We start from the raw sequence: 17,472 nt of genomic DNA on the forward strand, positions 1-17,472 counted from the left end.
TAAGTTGGCTATGCCAACAGGAGGAATAAAAAGAAATAAAAAAACTATTAAGATTATTAGCTTCAACTGCACTAGTTGCAACAACTAGTGCAACTGTTGTTGCTTGTGGAGATGAAACCGGAGATACTGTAACTCAAAAAGATTTAGCAACAATTACAGGAACTAACTTAAATATTACAGTAAGTGATAATTTACAAGCAACTGCAGAAACTGTTGCAATTGAAAAAATTAAAACTGTTTAAAGTGTTGATGTTGTAAAAACTACAGATGTAACTTTTACTTTTACAGCTGCAACAACTTCAGCAGCTGGATCAATAACAGTTAGTGCTGTTTCAACAAGTACTTTAGTTAAAGGAACAGTTACATTTAATTGAGCTGTTTTAGGCGGAGAAGAAACTGAAACTCAAAAAGATTTAGCAACAATTACAGGAGATGACTTAACTATCACAGTAAGTGATAATGCACAAGCAACTGCAGAAACTGTTGCAATTGAAAAAATTAAAACTGTTTTAAGTGTTGATGTTGTAAAAACTACAGATGTAACTTTTACTTTTACAGCTGCAACAACTTCAGCAGCTGGATCAATAACAGTTAGTGCTGTTTCAACAAGTACTTTAGTTAAAGGAACAGTTACATTTAATTGAGCCGAGCTAAGTGGAGAAGAAGAAATTGTATTAAAAGATTTAGGTGAAGATTTAACTGAACTTCTACTTGGAGAAATCGCAAATAAAGAAAATGAAACAATTTTAAAGGCTGTAAAAGAAATAAATCCTAATGTTGATACTACTCAATTAGAAGTGGCAAGTATTGTTGGCAATAGAGCAACAATTTCTGTAAAAGAAAATTCAACAGTTTACAATTGAACAACTATTGATGTAGCATTTACATTACCAGGAGAAACTGAATACTTTTACTTTTATATAAAATACTAATATAAAAAAATGATACAAATATGTATCATTTTTTTTTATATATTTTGAATACTTTCTACACCTGGAAGTTCTTTACCTTCCAGGTATTCAAGAGAAGCTCCTCCTCCTGTTGAAATATGTGTAAATTTATCTTTAAACCCCAATTGAATTGCAGCAGCAGCAGAGTCTCCTCCTCCAATTAAAGTAAATGAATTATTTAAGTTTGCTATTGCTTCACAAACTCCAACTGTTCCTTTTTTAAAGTTTTCAAATTCAAATACTCCCATTGGACCATTTCATGCAACTGTTTTTGCATCTTTTAAAATACTTTGGAATAATTCAATTGATTTTGGACCAATGTCTAATCCCATTACATCATCAGGTAAATCTATAGAAGAAATTGTTCCAGAAGTATCTTTAAAATCAGTATTATTAGCTGAATCTACTGGTAGAATTATTTTTCCATTTGATTTTTCAAGATATTGTTTTGCTAAGGCAACTTTATCTTCTTCACAAAGTGATTTTCCAATATTATGACCTTGTGCTTTAAAGAAAGTATATGCCATACCTCCCCCAATTATAATTTTGTCTGCTTTTGTTAAAAGATTATCAATTACTCCAATTTTATCTGAAACTTTTGCTCCACCAATTATTGCTACAAATGGATGTTCTGGATTATCAATACCTTTTGATAACATTTCTAATTCTTTTTGAACTAAAAATCCAACACAACTTTGAGAAATATTTAGTGCAATTCCAACATTTGAAGCATGAGCTCTATGAGCAGTACCAAATGCATCATTTACAAATATATCTCCTAAACTTGCTCAATATTTTCCTAATTCAGGATTATTTTTTGATTCATATTTAACAACTTCATTATCTTTAACATCTTCAAAACGAGTATTTTCAACAAGTAAAATATCTCCTTCTTTTAAATTTTTTATTGAAGTTTCTAATTCTGTTCCTCTTGTTTGTGCAACAAATTTTACTGATCTTTTTGCTAATTCTTCTAGTCTCTTTGCAATTGGTGCAAGAGATTTTTTTGACTTATCTGCCTCTTCTTTTATTCTACTTAAATGAGAAAATAATACTATTTTTGCATTATTTTCAACTAAGTAATTAATTGTTGGCAATGCAGCGTTAATACGGTTGTCATCTGTAATAACACCATCCTTTAATGGTACATTAAAGTCAACTCTAACAAGCACTGTTTTTCCAGATATTTGTATATCATTTAAAGTTTTTTTCATTTTGCTAATCTCCTTTATACATATTTATTTTAAAGTATTTTTAATAATAAAATCTAGGTAATAGAAGAAATTATTTGGATTTTCTTTATGAAAATTAGTAATTTCTTGATTTTTTATTAAAATATTTCTATTTGTTTTATAAAGTTTTTTTCAAGGTGTTTGTTCATGACAAATCACTACAATATCTCAGGACTTTAATTTTAATAAAAAAGTAATAATTTATTTTTTTATTTTCACTTGAATAAAGGCTTGAAAAACGATTATAAGTGCTTTTATCAAAAGAAAGTGATACATTATTTGCAGAAAACATAGTATGCTTTTTTCAAAGTCTATAAATAACAGGTCCTCATCTTCAAGTTTCAAAATTAATATCTGCAATTTTTTTCTCAAATAATAAAAAATAAGAATATACAATATATATTATTTTTTGAATTTGAATTTGTGTAATTTTTTCAATTACATTTAAAATGAAATTTAAATATTCATTTTTAGTATAAAAAAACATATTTCACCTCAATAAAAATATCGATTAAAAATATGTTTAAATTAAAATTTTTAAAATTATAAACTTAACATGTATTTAATTGTACGGATGAATTGTGATGTAAATGAATTTTCATTATCGTATCATGAAAATACTTTAATTAATTGTTTTCCATCAACTTCCATAACTTTTGTTAAAGTAGCATCAAAAATTGTTCCAAATGTTGATGATACTATATCTTGTGAAACGATTGGTTGTTCACAGTAATCCATAGCTAAAGCTAAGTCTGCATCTTTTTTAATTGCATTTTTCATTGAAGCATTAATTTCTTCAACTGTAACTTTTTTTTCTAATTCAACTGTTAAGTCAACAATTGAACCTGTAATTGTTGGAACACGTAATGCTAAACCATCAAGTTTTCCATTTAATTTTGGTAAAACTTTACCAACAGCTGCAGCTGCTCCTGTTTTACTTGGAACAATGTTTCAAGCAGCAGCACGTCCACGACGTAAGTCTTCGTGTGCTAAGTCTAATAAACGTTGGTCATTAGTAACTGCATGAATTGTATTCATTAATCCTTTTACAATTCCAAAATCTTCATCTAAGATTTTTACAATTGGTGATAAACAGTTTGTTGTACATGATGCTGCAGAAACAATAAGATCGTTTGCTTTAATTTCCTTATGGTTAACACCAAATACTATTGTTTTTAAATCCCCTGTTGCTGGTGCTGAGATAATAACTTTTTTTGCCCCGGCATCAATATGAGCTTGTGATTTTTCTTTTGATGCATAGAAACCTGTACATTCAACAACAAGATCAATTCCTAATTTACCTCATGGTAAATCAGCTGCATTTCTTTCTGCCAAAATTTTAATTTCTTTTCCATCAACTATGATAGCTCCATCTTTTGATTGAATTTTTCCAGACATAAATCTTCCATGTGCTGAATCAAATTCTAATAAGTATGCTAATGTTTTAGCATCTCCTAAGTCGTTAATTGCTACAACTTCTACTTCTTTTGATAAGAATAATTGTCTAAATGCTAGACGACCAATTCTTCCAAAACCATTAATTGCGATTTTTTTCATATGTATCGTTTCCTTTCACGATTTAATTTTATACTTTTTAACATTGCTTTTTTTAAAATGTTAATAATAAAATTTTCTATTTTTTTTAATTCTATTTACAAAATTGGAGATTTTTCCATTAATATCTTTTATTTTTACCTTGAATTTCAATTGAATTTGTTAATCCTTTAATTCTTTCTGTAAACCTTAATGTTTTTAATTGATCAAATTTAATTTGATCTTTTTCTCTAATTTTTTTATTTAAATAAAACTTTTGTAACTGTTCAATTGAAAAATTTGATGTAAAATGGGTTAACAAGTTATTTTCTAATCTGTAGTTTAATAAGCCAAATAATAATTCATCTCTACTTCAATCACTTACTAATTCAGCTCCAATGTCATCTAATATTAATACTTCAACATTAGAACATGTATCAAAAAATTTAGAGTATTGCATTGGTTCTGAAATATTAAAATTATTTTTCATAATTTTAATTAATTTATTAACAGTAACAAAAATAACTTTTTTATCATTTTTTGCATAAGTATTGGCAAGCATTTTCATTAAATACGTTTTACCAATTCCAGGTTCCCCATACAAATAAAAGCCTTTTTTTGAATTGGAAAAAAAACTTTTGTTGAATTGTTTTAAAAAAACAATAACAGATTTATCTAATTCATTTTGATCAACACTTTTAATGTATTCATCAATTGTTTTAATACTTGATATTTCATCATAATCTGCAAATAATATATTTTTAAATAATTTAAAATCTTGATTTTCATATATTCAATGATTACAATTTTTACTTGAAATATAAAAAGAATTATTTTTATAAATTAATTTTTGTTGAACTCCTTTTATAATTTGCTTACACTTTTCTAAATTTTCATTTTTTTGACAATATACATATTCATTTAAAAATCTTGAAAGAATAAACTTTTCTCTTTCAAGAATTGAGTCTCTAATTTGATATTTTTCAATTAACTGTTTAAGTCCCGAGTTTAATTTAAGTTCTTCAACTGAGTAAATTTTCATTTTAATTTTTCCCTCAAATTAGAGGTTCATTTGAATTGTTATCTTCAATTTTTATTTCATATGTTTTTTTTGTTGAAGCTTCTTGTCATTGAATTTGTGATTCATAATTATTTTTTTGTGATTTATTTTTTACAAAAGCTTTTTTATGTGCAATTTTTAAGTAGTGCATTGCTTCATCTGCTGTTTTAATATTATTTTCAATCATTGTTTGTGCAATTTTATAAAGATAATTTGCGATTATTGCTTTATCATTTTTAAAATAAGAAAATTCCAAAAGACAATTTATTACACTATTTCTAAGTTTATATTTATTTTGTAGAGTATCTATAATTTCTATTTGCGAATTTGTTAAACTTGTAATATTTAGTAAAGCAAGTAAATATTGTTTACTATCAATTGTTTCCATTTCTTTTATCTTTTTATTTGTTTGGTTTTTAATATATTGTTTACTATCAAATTCCACAGGCATAGTGTCAAGTTCATTATTATCAAATAACAAATTTGTAACCTGACTGTAAAATTCAGACTTAGAAAATGAAAAAATATCCGGCTTATATATTTTTCTAATTATCTCCTTAATTTGAAATTGACTTATATTATAACATCCAAAAACTTCTTCAATTATTTCTTTCACTTCGTGATTTTTATCACTAATGATAATTTTTTCTTTTTTTAGTGAATCTAGCAATACTGAATAATCTAATCCTTTTAATAAGGCATTTGTTCTTCTTGGTTTTGCTTCTAAAAATTTAGCATCATCATTATTTTTTAAATTTTTAAATTCATCAAATACTTCTAAAAATTTACTTGACGTATCTGAATAACCGCTTTCAGTTGAATAATCACCTTCATCTCTAAAAATAAATCGAGTAAATTCATATTCATCTTTTCCTATTTTTTTTTGCAAAGCATTATTAAAAATATTATTTTTAAAAAATGAAACTGGATCTAAAGGAGAAAAAATATTAAAAACCTTAGACATAGTTTTTAAGTTAACTAAAGTTTGAATTAAACCCATTGCTTCAAGTTTTCTAATATAATTTTTTAAATTTTCCAAAGACAAACCTGTAAGTTTTAAAAGTCTTGATTCATTAAATTCTATTTTTTTAAAACCATGCATAATTGATTCTTCACAAATCAAGCTTTGATAAATAGATATTGCTTTTAAACCTAAAATTGGTTGATATAAATAAGTTAATACTTTATTATTTGAACTATCGATAATATTCTTTAAGATAATTCTATATTTAAAAATACTCATAGCAACCTCCATATATTCCAAAATAATAATAAAAAAAAAATAAAAAAAAAGATATATTTTTAATTTTTTTTTAAAAAATTATAAAAAAATGTTTATTTAAAGATATAAAAAACCCCATAAATAATGGGGTTTTTAAAGTTATTCACATATTAAAACAAAAATTGGCAATTTGAGCAAAAATATGTACCTCTTCCATTAACTTTGATTTTATCAATAATAGTTTTACAATCATAACATTTTTTACCTTTTCTAGTATGAACTTTTAACTCATTTTGAAATTTTCCATCAATTCCTTGTTCTGGTTGATAGGTATCAATAGTTGAGCCCCCTAATTCTATAGACCTATTTAAAACTTTTACAGATGCTTCAAAAATTTTTTCATAATTTTCTAAATTTAAATTTAAAGCTCTTGATTCTGGATGAATTTTTGAGTGAAATAGTATTTCATCAGCATATATATTACCAATTCCTGAAATTTTTGTTTGATCTAATAAAACAGTTTTTATATATTTACTTGATTTAGACATAACATTAAAAAAGTATTGACCATCAATATCTTTTTGAAAAGGTTCGGGACCAACTTTATTTATTGGATTTTGTTGCAAATATCCATCAAAATTTTGCAAATGAAAAGTTCCAAATTTTCGAGTGTCATGATATACCAAAAAAGAATTATTACTTAATTCAAAAATAGCTTCAATGTGTTTTTGATTTAAAAAAATAAGATTTTCGTAAATAAATCATTTACCTTCCATTCTTAAATGACTTATTAATACTTTATCTTGAAAATGAAAAATAATATGTTTTGCAATTCTAGTAATATTATCAATTTTTCTTTCTTTTAAAATATTTTCAAAATCCTTAATTTCAATATTAGTCTTAATTAAATTTGGATATGTAATTTTTACATTTTTAATTGTTAAACCTTTAATTCTTTTATTTAAAGATCTAACAACAGTTTCAACTTCTGGTAATTCTGGCATACTTAATCTCCTATTTTAATTCAAATCAACTTTTTCCTTTTGAAAAATTAATTTCTAAATCAATTTTTGCAACTCTATTTTTATTTACTATCTTTAACAAATTATTGTATGAATTTTGCATAATTTCAATTACATTTTTTTTAATTTCCTCTGCTTCATTATCACTAACTAAAATAATAACCTCATCGTGAATTTGAGCAACCATTTTTGAATCGAAATTGTTTTCTTTAAAATAGTTTTCAATGTCAATCATAGCTACTTTTAAAATATCTGCTGCTGTACCTTGAATTGGAGCATTAACAGCTGCTCTTTCCCCAAACTGTTTTACCATATAATTTGAATTTTTTAATTCATAAATATATCTTCTCCTATTAGCCATTGTCTCCACATAACTATTTTGATATGCAAATTCAGTAACTATTCTTTTAAAATCTAATATTTTTGGAAAGGCTTCATAATATGATTTTATATAAGATTTTGCTTCAAAAATTGGTATTTTAAGGTCTTTGGCAAGCCCAAAATCGCTTAAACCATATAAAATACCAAAATTAAATACTTTTGCTACTCTCCTTTGTTCTGGATTAACTTTTTCATCTTCTTTTAAATTAAAAATACTTCTTGCAGCTTCAGAATGAATATCTCTTTTTAAACTAAAAATTTCAATTAATTTATCTTCATTAACTATATCACCAAGAACTCTTAATTCTATTTGAGAATAATCAAAGCTAAAAAAACTATATCCTTTTTGAGATATAAATATTTTTCTAACATTTTTTTGTTCTTCATCTCTTACAGAAATATTTTGAATATTTGGATAACTTGAACTTAATCTTCCTGTATTTGTAAGAGTCTGATTAAAAATTGTATGAACTTTATTATCAGAATGAATAAATTTTTCAAATCCTTTTAAATACGTTGAATATAGTTTACTATATTTTCTAAAAGATATAATTTTAGAAATAACAGGATGCTTATCTTCTAGTAATTCTAATGTTTCTTTATCTGTGCTTCCTTTATTATAATCTGGTAATTTTAAATTTAAATATAAAAGTTCTTTTAATTGTTTTGGCGAAGCTAAATTAAAGTCTTGGGAGATATAATCATTTAAATCATTTTTAATTTCATTCTCTAAATTTATAAGTAACTCTAAAATATTTTTAGTTTGAATATCTAATTCTGTTTTATCAATTAAAATACCTTCTAATTCCATTTTTAATAAAACTTTTGAAAATGGCAATTCAATTTTTTCATATAATTCATATTGCTTATTTTCAATTAAAATATTTATTACTTTTTGTTCTAATTCTTTTATAAGAAGAACTTTTTGAATTAAAAATTCATGTTTTATTTTTTGATCAATTAACTTTGTTTTTTTTACACCTTTTCCAAATACTTCATCAAATGTTTTTATTTCAATAGTTGAATTAATTAAAGCGACATGAGATTCAAAATTTGATTTCACATTAGAATTTATAATATAACATCCAAGCATCATATCATAAGTAAAATTAGTTTCATTTATTTTATATCCCATTTTTGTAAGTGTGACAATTGTTTTTTTTAAGTCATAAGTTTTAAATATTGAATTAGAAAGAAAGTTTTGAAATTCTTCATCAATAAAAACCTCATTTCAATTAAAAATATTTATTTCATCTGTTAAATTTAATTCATAATAAAAGTTACCTTTACTATTTGAAATTGAAATTCCTATAGCATCACCCAAGTGATAGTTTTCTTGAAAAGTTTCTAAATAAATTCAATTAATTGCATCTTGAAAGTTTTGATCTCATTTTTTCAAAACTTTAAAAACAATTTTTTCTGGTTCTAAGTCTTGTTGATTAGAAGCAAATTTTTTTATTAAAGAATTCATTTCATATTTTACAAAAAATTTTTTCATACCTTCATAATCAAAACTATATTGTCTAAAATTTAAATTTTCAATTTCAATATCAGAAACAATTGTTGCAATTTCTTTTGACAAAAAAGCATTTTTTTTATCAGCTACTAATTTTTGCTGTTTTGCACCAGTGATTTTATCAATATTATCATAAATATCTTCAAGGGAATTAAATTGTTGTAGCAATTCTTTTGCAGTTTTTTCTCCAATTCCTGCAACTCCTTTAATATTATCAGATGTATCTCCTCTTAAACCCTTATAGTCAATAACTTGTTCGGGTTTTATCCCCCATTTTTCAAAAAGTTTTTGCTTATCAATTATTGAAATATCACTTGTACCTGTTTGAGGAGATAAAACAAATGTATTATCTGATATAAGTTGATACATATCTTGATCACTTGTTAAAATGTGAACAATAGCTTCATTATCTTTATTTTCAATAATCCTTGTTAAAGTACCTATAATGTCATCTGCTTCATAAAAATCAAGTTCATATCAATCTATTTTTGCAGATGTTAAAAATTCCCTAACAATAGGAAACTGCTCTATTAATTCAATAGGAGTTTTCTGTCTTTTTCCTTTATAGTCTTCTAATTTGTCATGTCTAAAGGTTTTTTTTCCTTTATCAAATGCAATTTTTATATCAAAGTAATCATTTTTTAATGCTATATTCATTAGCATATTTATAAAAGAATACACTGCATTTGTTGGAATTCCACTTTTTGTTGTTAAGGTTGCTCTACCAAAAGAACTAAAAAAAGCTCTAAAGATAAGTGCATTTCCATCAACTAATAAATATTTTTTTGCCATATTTTTTCACCATTATTTTTATAATAACAAAAAAAGAGATATAAAAATTTTAATTATATTTCTTTAATTATGTCAATAAGCACTGCAGTTGTCTTACTATTAAAAGTTTGCGTTTTTATTTTTATAATTAAATTTTTTCCAATATTTAACTTTGTTTTTATTTTTTCATATAATGAAGAAAATATTGTAACAATCATATTTCCTGTTTCATCTAATATTTCAATAAAACACATTTCGTTACCGTTTTTGTCCCTTTTTGTAATTATGTTTTCTATATTAATCAAAACATCAACAACTAAACCATCTACTTTCACTGAATTTAGTGTTTTTAATTTTTCTTTATGCACAATTTTTTTTCTAATTATTGATAAAGGGTGAGCTGACACAAAGAAACCTAAATATTCCTTTTCATAACTAACAATTTCTTCAGGTTTATCTTTTTTTTGTTGTAAATCTAAAACTAAATCCTTAACTTTTAAATATTTAAAACTTGCACTTAAATTAAATATTTGTTCTTGATATTCTATTAAATCTCTTCTAGAAAAACCATAGAAATCAAATGCTCCAGAATAAACTAACGCAATATATTTTTGGGATGTTAATCCTTTATCCTTTATATTTGAAATTAATTCTAAAATATTATTAAAAGCATTTTTATTTTTCTTAAATAAAGTTTTTAAATTTCGTAAAAATTCAGGACCAATGTGTTTTATTACTGATAATGGAATATTTATCATATTATTATGATAAATATATAAACTATTTGGGTTTTTTATAGTTGGAGGATTAACTAAAAAACCTGAAGCTTTTACTTCATTTAAATACTGCATAGTTTTAACTTCATTTCTAATTGATCCATTAAGTAATGAACAATAAAATATTTCTTTATAATTTGCTTTTAAATATGCAAGTCAATAACTAATTATTGAATAAGCTATTGCATGAGACTTATTAAAACCATATGAAGCAAATTTTTCAATATACGTTCATAATTCATTTGCCTTATTTTCAGAATAACCGTTTTTTATTGCAGCATCAATAAATTCATTTTTAAATTTTTTCATTAATTCATAATCTTTTTTACCAATTGCTCTTCTAACAATATCTGCTCTACTCAAACTCATTAAAGCTACTCTTTGCAGCATTTTCAAAATCTGTTCTTGATAAACAATAATTCCATGTGTTGTTTTTAAAATATCAATTAAATTTTTATCAATTGAATAATCATGATTCTGGTCATTTCTTCTTTTAATAAATAATGGGATGTTTTCCTGTGGCCCTGGTCTATAAAGTGCACTTGTTAATGCAATATCTTCAACTGAGTTAACTTTCATTTGAATTAGAACATCTGTCATTCCTGCAGATTCCAATTGAAAAATTCCGCTTGTATCTCCTTGAGCAAGTAAACTAAATGTTTTCTTATCATTTAATTGTATATCTTCAAGATTCAAATCAATTTTTCTTGAAATTTTTATATTCTTAATAATTTCTTGAATTATTGATAAATTTCTAAGTCCTAAAATATCTGTTTTAATTAAACCAATGTTTTCCAAAAAATTCATTGAAAATTGTGTTTGAGAAATACCATTAATTCCAATTTTTGTTGGTACTACTTCATGCATTAAAACATCACAAAAAACCACACCAGCAGCATGTGTTCCTGTCTGTCTTGGTAGTCCTATAATTTTTTCAGAAATATCAAAAACTTGTGGGTATTTCTCTTTATATTTTTTTAAAATCTCGCTATCCTTTAAAGCTAATTGTAAGTCTTTTACATTTTTTTCATTAATTTGTTTTGTCATATGATTTATATCTTCTAAAGGAATATCAAAAATTCTACCACAATCTCTTAAAGCATTTTTTATACCAATTGTTTGAAATGTTGTAATTGTTGCAAAATGGTCTTTTCCATATTTATTAAATAGATACTCCAAAATTTCTTCTCTTCTATCATCTTGAAAATCTATATCAATATCAGGCATTGTTACTCTATCTATATTTAAAAATCTTTCAAAAATCAAATCTCATTTAATTGGATCTAATTTTGTTATTTTTAGTAAAAAAGCAACTAAACTTCCTGCCGCTGAACCTCTACCTGGTCCATATAAAATTTTTAGTCTATTTGCTTCTTCAACCATATCATGGACTATTAAAAAGTAATCTTCAAAACCCATTTTTTCAATAACATTTAATTCTAAATGTAATCTTTTCAGATAAATTTGTGAATCTAAATTTGAATATTTTGATAAATATTCTTGTAAAAAATCTACACATATAATTTTCAAATAAGATGTTGAAGGCATTTTTTTAGCATTTGGATATTTTAAAAAATGTTTTTTATTATCAAAAATTACTTCTTCATCAATTTGTTCTACTATTTTTGAAATATTATCAATATGCAAATTTAAATTAATATATTTTTCAACTTTTTGTTTTTTAAAAAAGTAATTTTTATTTATAGTTTCCAATTCATTTAAAAGTTTTCCTTGTTTTATTGCAATTAAACTTTTAAAAGCCACATATTCATTTTCATATAAAAAATTAATTTCTTGTGCAAAAACTACATTCTTGTATTTATTAAAAAATACGTAATTTATATTATCTATCCCAATAAAAAAACTATCTTCTTTAATTTTTTTATAAAATTGTTCTAAGTATTTATCAACATTTTCTATTGAAAAAATTGAAATAATTATTAAATCATCATTTATCTCTTTTCAAAAAATATCTTCAAGTTCAGAAATATTATTTGTTTCATTTTTAGACAAAAAAGAACTAAAAAAACTTAATTTTTTAAAGCCGCTATTATTTTTAGCAAATAGAATTACATTTCCAAATGATAATTGAAAGTTTAAACCAATAATTGGTTTAATATTGTTGTTTTTTGCCAACTCACTAAACTCAGCTGCTCCATACATTGTATTTTTATCAGAATAAAAAGCAAAATTAAAGTTATTATTTTTAATAAAATTAATATAATCTTCTAATTTAATTGTAGAATTTAAAAAATTATAGCAACTTTGTATATTAACTAAATTAGCATATTCCATAAAAAGCACCTCACTTAAAATATTTTACAACAGATTTTAAATAAAAAAACACTATCAGTATAACTGATAGTGCCATAAGCATATCTTAAAATCAACAATCTTTTATCTATAGTTCTAATTTGTCAGCAACATTTGTTGAAGACAAATTAATTATAATAAATTTTTCTGCATTTTTCAAAAAAAGTTGAATTTAAATAAAATTATTTTCTATGTTCCATAATTAAGTCATATGCGTTGTTAATCATAGTCATCTGTGCTTGAGCTTCTAAATCATTTGGATTTTTATCTGGATGATATTTTTTTGCTAATTCAATATATCTTTTTTTAATATCTTTAGTACTAGCATTTGTCGGCAAATTTAGTACTTTAAATGCTTCTTCCAGTTGTGAAGGAGCACTTCTACTAGATTCATCGTATCTTGAACTAAATCCCTCTTCTTGTTCAAAACCTTCATCAAAAGTTCTTTGGCCCCTATTATTATAAGAGCTTCTATTTCTAAAACCAGAAAATATTAGTTCAATAATTCAAAAAATAAACATGTAATATAAAATTCTTAATATAACTCTCACTAATTCATCCATAAACTCAACTCCTTAAACTACTAAAAATATAAATAATGATATTATTAATAATAATATAATAATATATACTGTTAATTTATATAAAAAGAAATTTATTTTTTTCTTTGGTTTTACAATATTAGGAATTTCTGGCTTTTTATCTTTTTTTGTTTGCGATTTAATTTCTGCAATTGTTAATGAATCCCCTTCATATTCTTCAATTTCAAATTCTGAATCAATAGCTAGTGTTTCACTATCGATTATATTTCCATTATAAACTCCAAATTTATTTTCCTGTTTTTTGTTCTTCTTTTTAATTTTCAATTAAATCACCTTCATTTCAAATATATTTTTTTATCATTTTATCTAATGTATAATTGATCATCTCATTTAATAAAAGATTTTTTTCCTGTTCAATAGCAATAAAAGATCTTGGTTTAGTAACTGGATTTTTTGGTACATACATTGAACAAACATCATCAAATGGAAGAATAGATATCTCATATGTATTTATTTTTTTTGATATTTCAATAATTTCTTCTTTATCAAAAGTTAAAACAGGTCTTAAGATTGAAATATTTGAAACTTCATTGATTACATTAATAGATTCAATTGTTTGACTTGCAACTTGTCCAAGAGATTCTCCTGTGATAATTGCCTTTGCTTTAATTGATTGGCAAAGTAAATTCCCAATTCTAATAAAAATTCTTCTCATAATTGTAATTCGATATGATTCCTCTTTAATATGCATTAATTCCTTTAAAATCATTGAAAAATCACAGATATATAATGTAAAATTTGATTGATTATATTTTCTAATTTTTTTCACTAATTCAAAAACTTTATCTAATGCCTCTTTTGAGGTATGAGGTGGAGTCATAAAGTGTAAAAAGTCTACTTGCATTCCTCTTTTTAAAGCTAAATAGCTTGCAACTGGTGAATCAATTCCCCCACTTAATAAAGTCAGTCCTTTACCACTAACTCCAACTGGAAGTCCTTTTGATCCTGCAATTTTTTTTGTAAAAATAAACGCACCTGAATTTTTAATAATGACTGTAATTTTATTTTTTGGAGAATGAACATCCACCTTTAAATTATCAGTATTTTTTAATATATTTGAAGCAATTGCAATCTTCAAATCTTGTGAAGTAACTGAAAAGCTCTTATCTTTTCTTTCGACTTCAACTTTAAATGTTCCTGAATTAAATTTTTTTGCCAATTGTAAAGTTTTTTCTAAAATTTTCTCTTCATTTTTTTCAATAATTTCAATTATTGAAAAAGAATATATTCCAAAAATATTTTTTAAAATTTCACAAATTTCTTCAATATTATCAGCATTTTTAATTTCCAAAACTAAACTATTATGATCTTTTATATATATTATAGATTCCTTGTATTTTCTAAGTTTATATTTAATATTTTGAATTAACTTATTTATAAAAATGTTTTTATTATTACCCTTTAAAGTTAATTCCCCATATCTTACTAAAATATTTGTCATTAATTATTTCCTTTTTATCTTTTATTTATTTTTTTTATATCTCCAAGTATTGGTAATGAATAACCTAGCAATTGGTCAAAATTTCTTTGTCTAAAAAAATCTTCACAAGTTAAAATAACTTTTTCAATTTCCTTATTGAAACCAACATATCTTTCAAGATATACAATTATTTCTTGTGAAATATAATCTAAAAAAATTGTATCATTTAAATCACTAACTATTCTTCACGTTTTTTGAGAATATTCTTCAATTTCATTTGCTAATATTTCTTTTTCCTTTTCTGATTCAATTTTTGTTAAATTTTCCTTTGAAAATTTAGATAATTTAAAATACAATTCTTGAATTGGTTCAATAAATTTTTCAAGTTCTCTAATTGATTTATATTGATTAATTTTTACATCACATTGGTTCAAAGTAGTTTGAATAAAAATTATTTGATTAATAATGGATTCAATATTAGTATTTTTGCTTTCAATTGCTTTTGCTGATTTTTCGAGCATTGTTATATTTTTTAAAAGTTGTTCCATTACGACTAAAAGTTCTTCTCTAGTTTTAAATAAGTCTAATTCTTTTCCATTTATCTCTAAATCAATACTTGAAAAAATAAAATCAGCTTTTTCTTTTGTTTTTAAATATTCAGCTCTTGCAGCTTCAAAATCACTTTTTTCTCTTGTAGGGTATTTTGACATTGATTCCATATTTTTAAATACTCTTTCAATTTGTCTTGTTGAATTTGATACTAAATCAAACTCACTTCTAATATCTTCAATTTTATTTTCAAAAAAAGCTTTTAAATTATCTTCATGTTCAACCATCTTTTTAAAATTTTCAATATAAACAAAAACTTGTTTTAAAGATTTATTAGCCTTTTTAAATTGCAATTTTAATAATTCATTATTTATTTTCACTCTTAATTTATCAACTTCTAGTTCCAATTCTGCATATTTTCTAGCATTTCTTGGTAATTTTCTTTCAACTAATCCAAATGTAACATGTTTATTTTTTAATTCACTCATCAATTGGGGAACCAAAGTTGTAATTGTAGAAATTACATATGGAATTGAGTCTAATAACTCAATTAAAAAAATTAATGCTTGATCAATTTTTAACAGACAATCCCAACTTTCTTTATATTTTCCATCATCTAATTCTAAATAAAAATCAGAAAATAATTTTTCAATCGAATCAATTGTTCTTCCTAATTTTTCTTGATCAATTCTAATATCCTTAAAAGTTGTCATTATTACTTCATCTTTTAACATTCTGAATAACTCTTTTTGAAATGTCAAAGAATCTCTTTGAATATATTCAATTTCAAGTGCACTTAATGTTTCAATAAAAATCTGATGAACATTTTGATTTATTTTTAAAAGTTGGTCATAAATAACTCTAAATTTATTTAAATTACCAATATTTGGAAAAGTATTTTTTTTCTTTTCAAGTAATGAAACTAATTCAATAAAACACTTACATAATTCTTTTTCAAATAATAATTCATATTTTGTTCGTCAAATCATTAACTCATTTTCTAAATTATTTGTTTCTTCAAAGATTATTGATATTCTTTGTAATCTATATCTTAATGGTGATTTTTTTAAATCATCTATTAAATCAATTGATTTTGCAATTGTTTGTAATATTTTTCTATATATATTTATAAGTATAAGAATTATTATAGCAATTCCTAAACAAACAAAAAAGATAGCCAAGCTAACTATATTACTCGTATTATTTAATAAATTATTTAAATCTCAATTTAGAAACATGAATACAACCCCTATAAAATTAAGATAATTATAACACATCAACCAATAATGGTGTTTTTTTTAAATTATCTAATTTTTTTATTAATAAATGATATATAATTATTTTTGGTTAATCTGCAAATAAACATAATAAAAAAATTAGTCTATAAATTATTTTAATAGTAACCTGAGCAGAAAAATGGCGAAATATAGACTTCCTTTATTAGAGTTTATCTTTAATATGAGATTTTCCAAATAATAAATTATAATGAAAGGTTTAAAAATATGTCAAGATATACAGAATCTGTTTTTAAAAAAGCAAGAAGATATGGATTTTCAATCTTAGAAACAGGAAAAGAATTTTCAAAAGGTAAAAAAAGAACAACTGCACCAGGTCAACACGGATCAAGAAGAACAAAATTATCTGGTTATGGTCAACAAATGCAAGAAAAACAAAAAGTTAAATTCATGTATGGTTTAACTGAAAGACAATTTAGAAATACTTATGCAAAAGCAAAAAAAATTCATGGAATTACTGGTACTAACTTTTTACAACAATTAGAATCTAGATTAGATAATATAGTTTATAGAATGGGATTATCTTTAACAAGACAAGGGGCTAGACAATTAGTATCTCATGGACATATATTAGTTAATGGTAAAAAATTAGATATTCCTTCATATACTGTAAAAGTTGGTGAACAAATATCAGTTAAAGAAAAAATGCATAAAAATGATAAATTAGTTGAAGCATTAGCTTCTAACGCTTCAACAGTTGAATTTGTAAAATTTGATAAATCAAAAATGATAGGTTCTTTTGTTAGATTACCAGAAAGAAAAGAATTAAATCAAGAAATTAACGAAGCTTTAATAGTTGAATGATATAACCGTTTAATTAAATAATAAAA

Annotated in this window: 16 protein-coding genes; 3 read left to right on the forward strand and 13 right to left on the reverse strand. The window is 23.8% G+C overall.

All coding sequences use genetic code 4. From position 1 onward, the window contains the following. Positions 1-35 precede the first annotated feature (35 nt). Entirely contained in the window at positions 36-242 is a 207-nt protein-coding gene (locus tag STAIW_RS06865; protein WP_169522278.1) for a lipoprotein, read from the forward strand. Here STAIW_RS06865 and STAIW_RS04670 read toward each other — a convergent pair. Continuing rightward, positions 239-817 carry a hypothetical protein gene (locus STAIW_RS04670; RefSeq protein WP_020834678.1) on the reverse strand — a complete coding sequence of 193 codons (579 nt, stop codon included), beginning with the start codon at positions 815-817 and terminating at the stop codon, positions 239-241. The genes STAIW_RS06865 and STAIW_RS04670 overlap by 4 nt on opposite strands. Between STAIW_RS04670 and STAIW_RS06730 the strand changes: the two genes are divergently transcribed. Further along, on the forward strand, positions 798-932 hold the full coding sequence (locus tag STAIW_RS06730) for a hypothetical protein (protein WP_269077201.1): 135 nt from the start codon (positions 798-800) through the stop codon (positions 930-932). The genes STAIW_RS04670 and STAIW_RS06730 overlap by 20 nt on opposite strands. A 35-nt stretch (positions 933-967) precedes the next feature. Here STAIW_RS06730 and STAIW_RS04675 read toward each other — a convergent pair whose 3' ends face one another. The 12 genes from STAIW_RS04675 to STAIW_RS04730 form a co-directional block, all read right to left on the reverse strand. Further along, positions 968-2,164 (reverse strand): phosphoglycerate kinase, encoded by a 1,197-nt coding sequence (locus tag STAIW_RS04675; RefSeq protein ID WP_020834679.1) that lies wholly within the window; start codon positions 2,162-2,164, stop codon positions 968-970. 136 nt (positions 2,165-2,300) lie between these two features. Continuing rightward, positions 2,301-2,669 (reverse strand): hypothetical protein, encoded by a 369-nt coding sequence (locus STAIW_RS04680; protein WP_020834680.1) that lies wholly within the window; start codon positions 2,667-2,669, stop codon positions 2,301-2,303. A 56-nt stretch (positions 2,670-2,725) separates the two neighbouring features. Next, a complete protein-coding gene (gap, locus tag STAIW_RS04685; protein WP_020834681.1) occupies positions 2,726-3,739 on the reverse strand; it encodes a type I glyceraldehyde-3-phosphate dehydrogenase in 1,014 nt (337 codons plus the stop codon). 118 nt (positions 3,740-3,857) lie between these two features. Next, complete coding sequence (locus STAIW_RS04690; RefSeq protein ID WP_020834682.1) at positions 3,858-4,757, reverse strand: ATP-binding protein; 900 nt, start codon at positions 4,755-4,757, stop codon at positions 3,858-3,860. 1 nt (position 4,758) lies between these two features. Then, positions 4,759-6,018, reverse strand: coding sequence for a DnaD domain protein (locus STAIW_RS04695; protein WP_020834683.1), 1,260 nt, complete (start codon positions 6,016-6,018; stop codon positions 4,759-4,761). 149 nt (positions 6,019-6,167) lie between these two features. Beyond that, entirely contained in the window at positions 6,168-7,001 is an 834-nt protein-coding gene (gene mutM, locus STAIW_RS04700; RefSeq protein ID WP_020834684.1) for a DNA-formamidopyrimidine glycosylase, read from the reverse strand. A 10-nt stretch (positions 7,002-7,011) separates the two neighbouring features. Continuing rightward, positions 7,012-9,708: a DNA polymerase I gene (gene polA, locus STAIW_RS04705; protein ID WP_020834685.1), complete on the reverse strand. Its 2,697-nt coding sequence runs from the start codon at positions 9,706-9,708 to the stop codon at positions 7,012-7,014. A 53-nt stretch (positions 9,709-9,761) separates the two neighbouring features. Further along, positions 9,762-12,758, reverse strand: coding sequence for a DNA polymerase III subunit alpha (gene dnaE / locus STAIW_RS04710; RefSeq protein ID WP_020834686.1), 2,997 nt, complete (start codon positions 12,756-12,758; stop codon positions 9,762-9,764). Between the two features lie 200 nt (positions 12,759-12,958). Then, positions 12,959-13,339 (reverse strand): J domain-containing protein, encoded by a 381-nt coding sequence (locus STAIW_RS05845; RefSeq protein ID WP_020834687.1) that lies wholly within the window; start codon positions 13,337-13,339, stop codon positions 12,959-12,961. Positions 13,340-13,351: 12 nt separating this feature from the next. Beyond that, positions 13,352-13,642 carry a hypothetical protein gene (locus STAIW_RS04720; RefSeq protein WP_020834688.1) on the reverse strand — a complete coding sequence of 97 codons (291 nt, stop codon included), beginning with the start codon at positions 13,640-13,642 and terminating at the stop codon, positions 13,352-13,354. After that, positions 13,632-14,819 (reverse strand): tRNA uracil 4-sulfurtransferase ThiI, encoded by a 1,188-nt coding sequence (gene thiI / locus STAIW_RS04725; protein ID WP_020834689.1) that lies wholly within the window; start codon positions 14,817-14,819, stop codon positions 13,632-13,634. Before thiI ends, STAIW_RS04720 begins: the two co-directional genes overlap by 11 nt. Before the next feature lie 14 nt (positions 14,820-14,833). Then, on the reverse strand, positions 14,834-16,585 hold the full coding sequence (locus STAIW_RS04730; RefSeq protein ID WP_020834690.1) for a hypothetical protein: 1,752 nt from the start codon (positions 16,583-16,585) through the stop codon (positions 14,834-14,836). A gap of 264 nt (positions 16,586-16,849) precedes the next feature. Here STAIW_RS04730 and rpsD point away from each other — a divergent pair, with 264 nt between their 5' ends. Continuing rightward, complete coding sequence (gene rpsD / locus STAIW_RS04735; RefSeq protein WP_020834691.1) at positions 16,850-17,467, forward strand: 30S ribosomal protein S4; 618 nt, start codon at positions 16,850-16,852, stop codon at positions 17,465-17,467. Positions 17,468-17,472 lie beyond the last annotated feature (5 nt).

It is taken from the genome of Spiroplasma taiwanense CT-1, from assembly GCF_000439435.1.
Lineage (GTDB): Bacteria > Bacillota_I > Bacilli_A > Mycoplasmatales > Mycoplasmataceae > Spiroplasma_A > Spiroplasma_A taiwanense.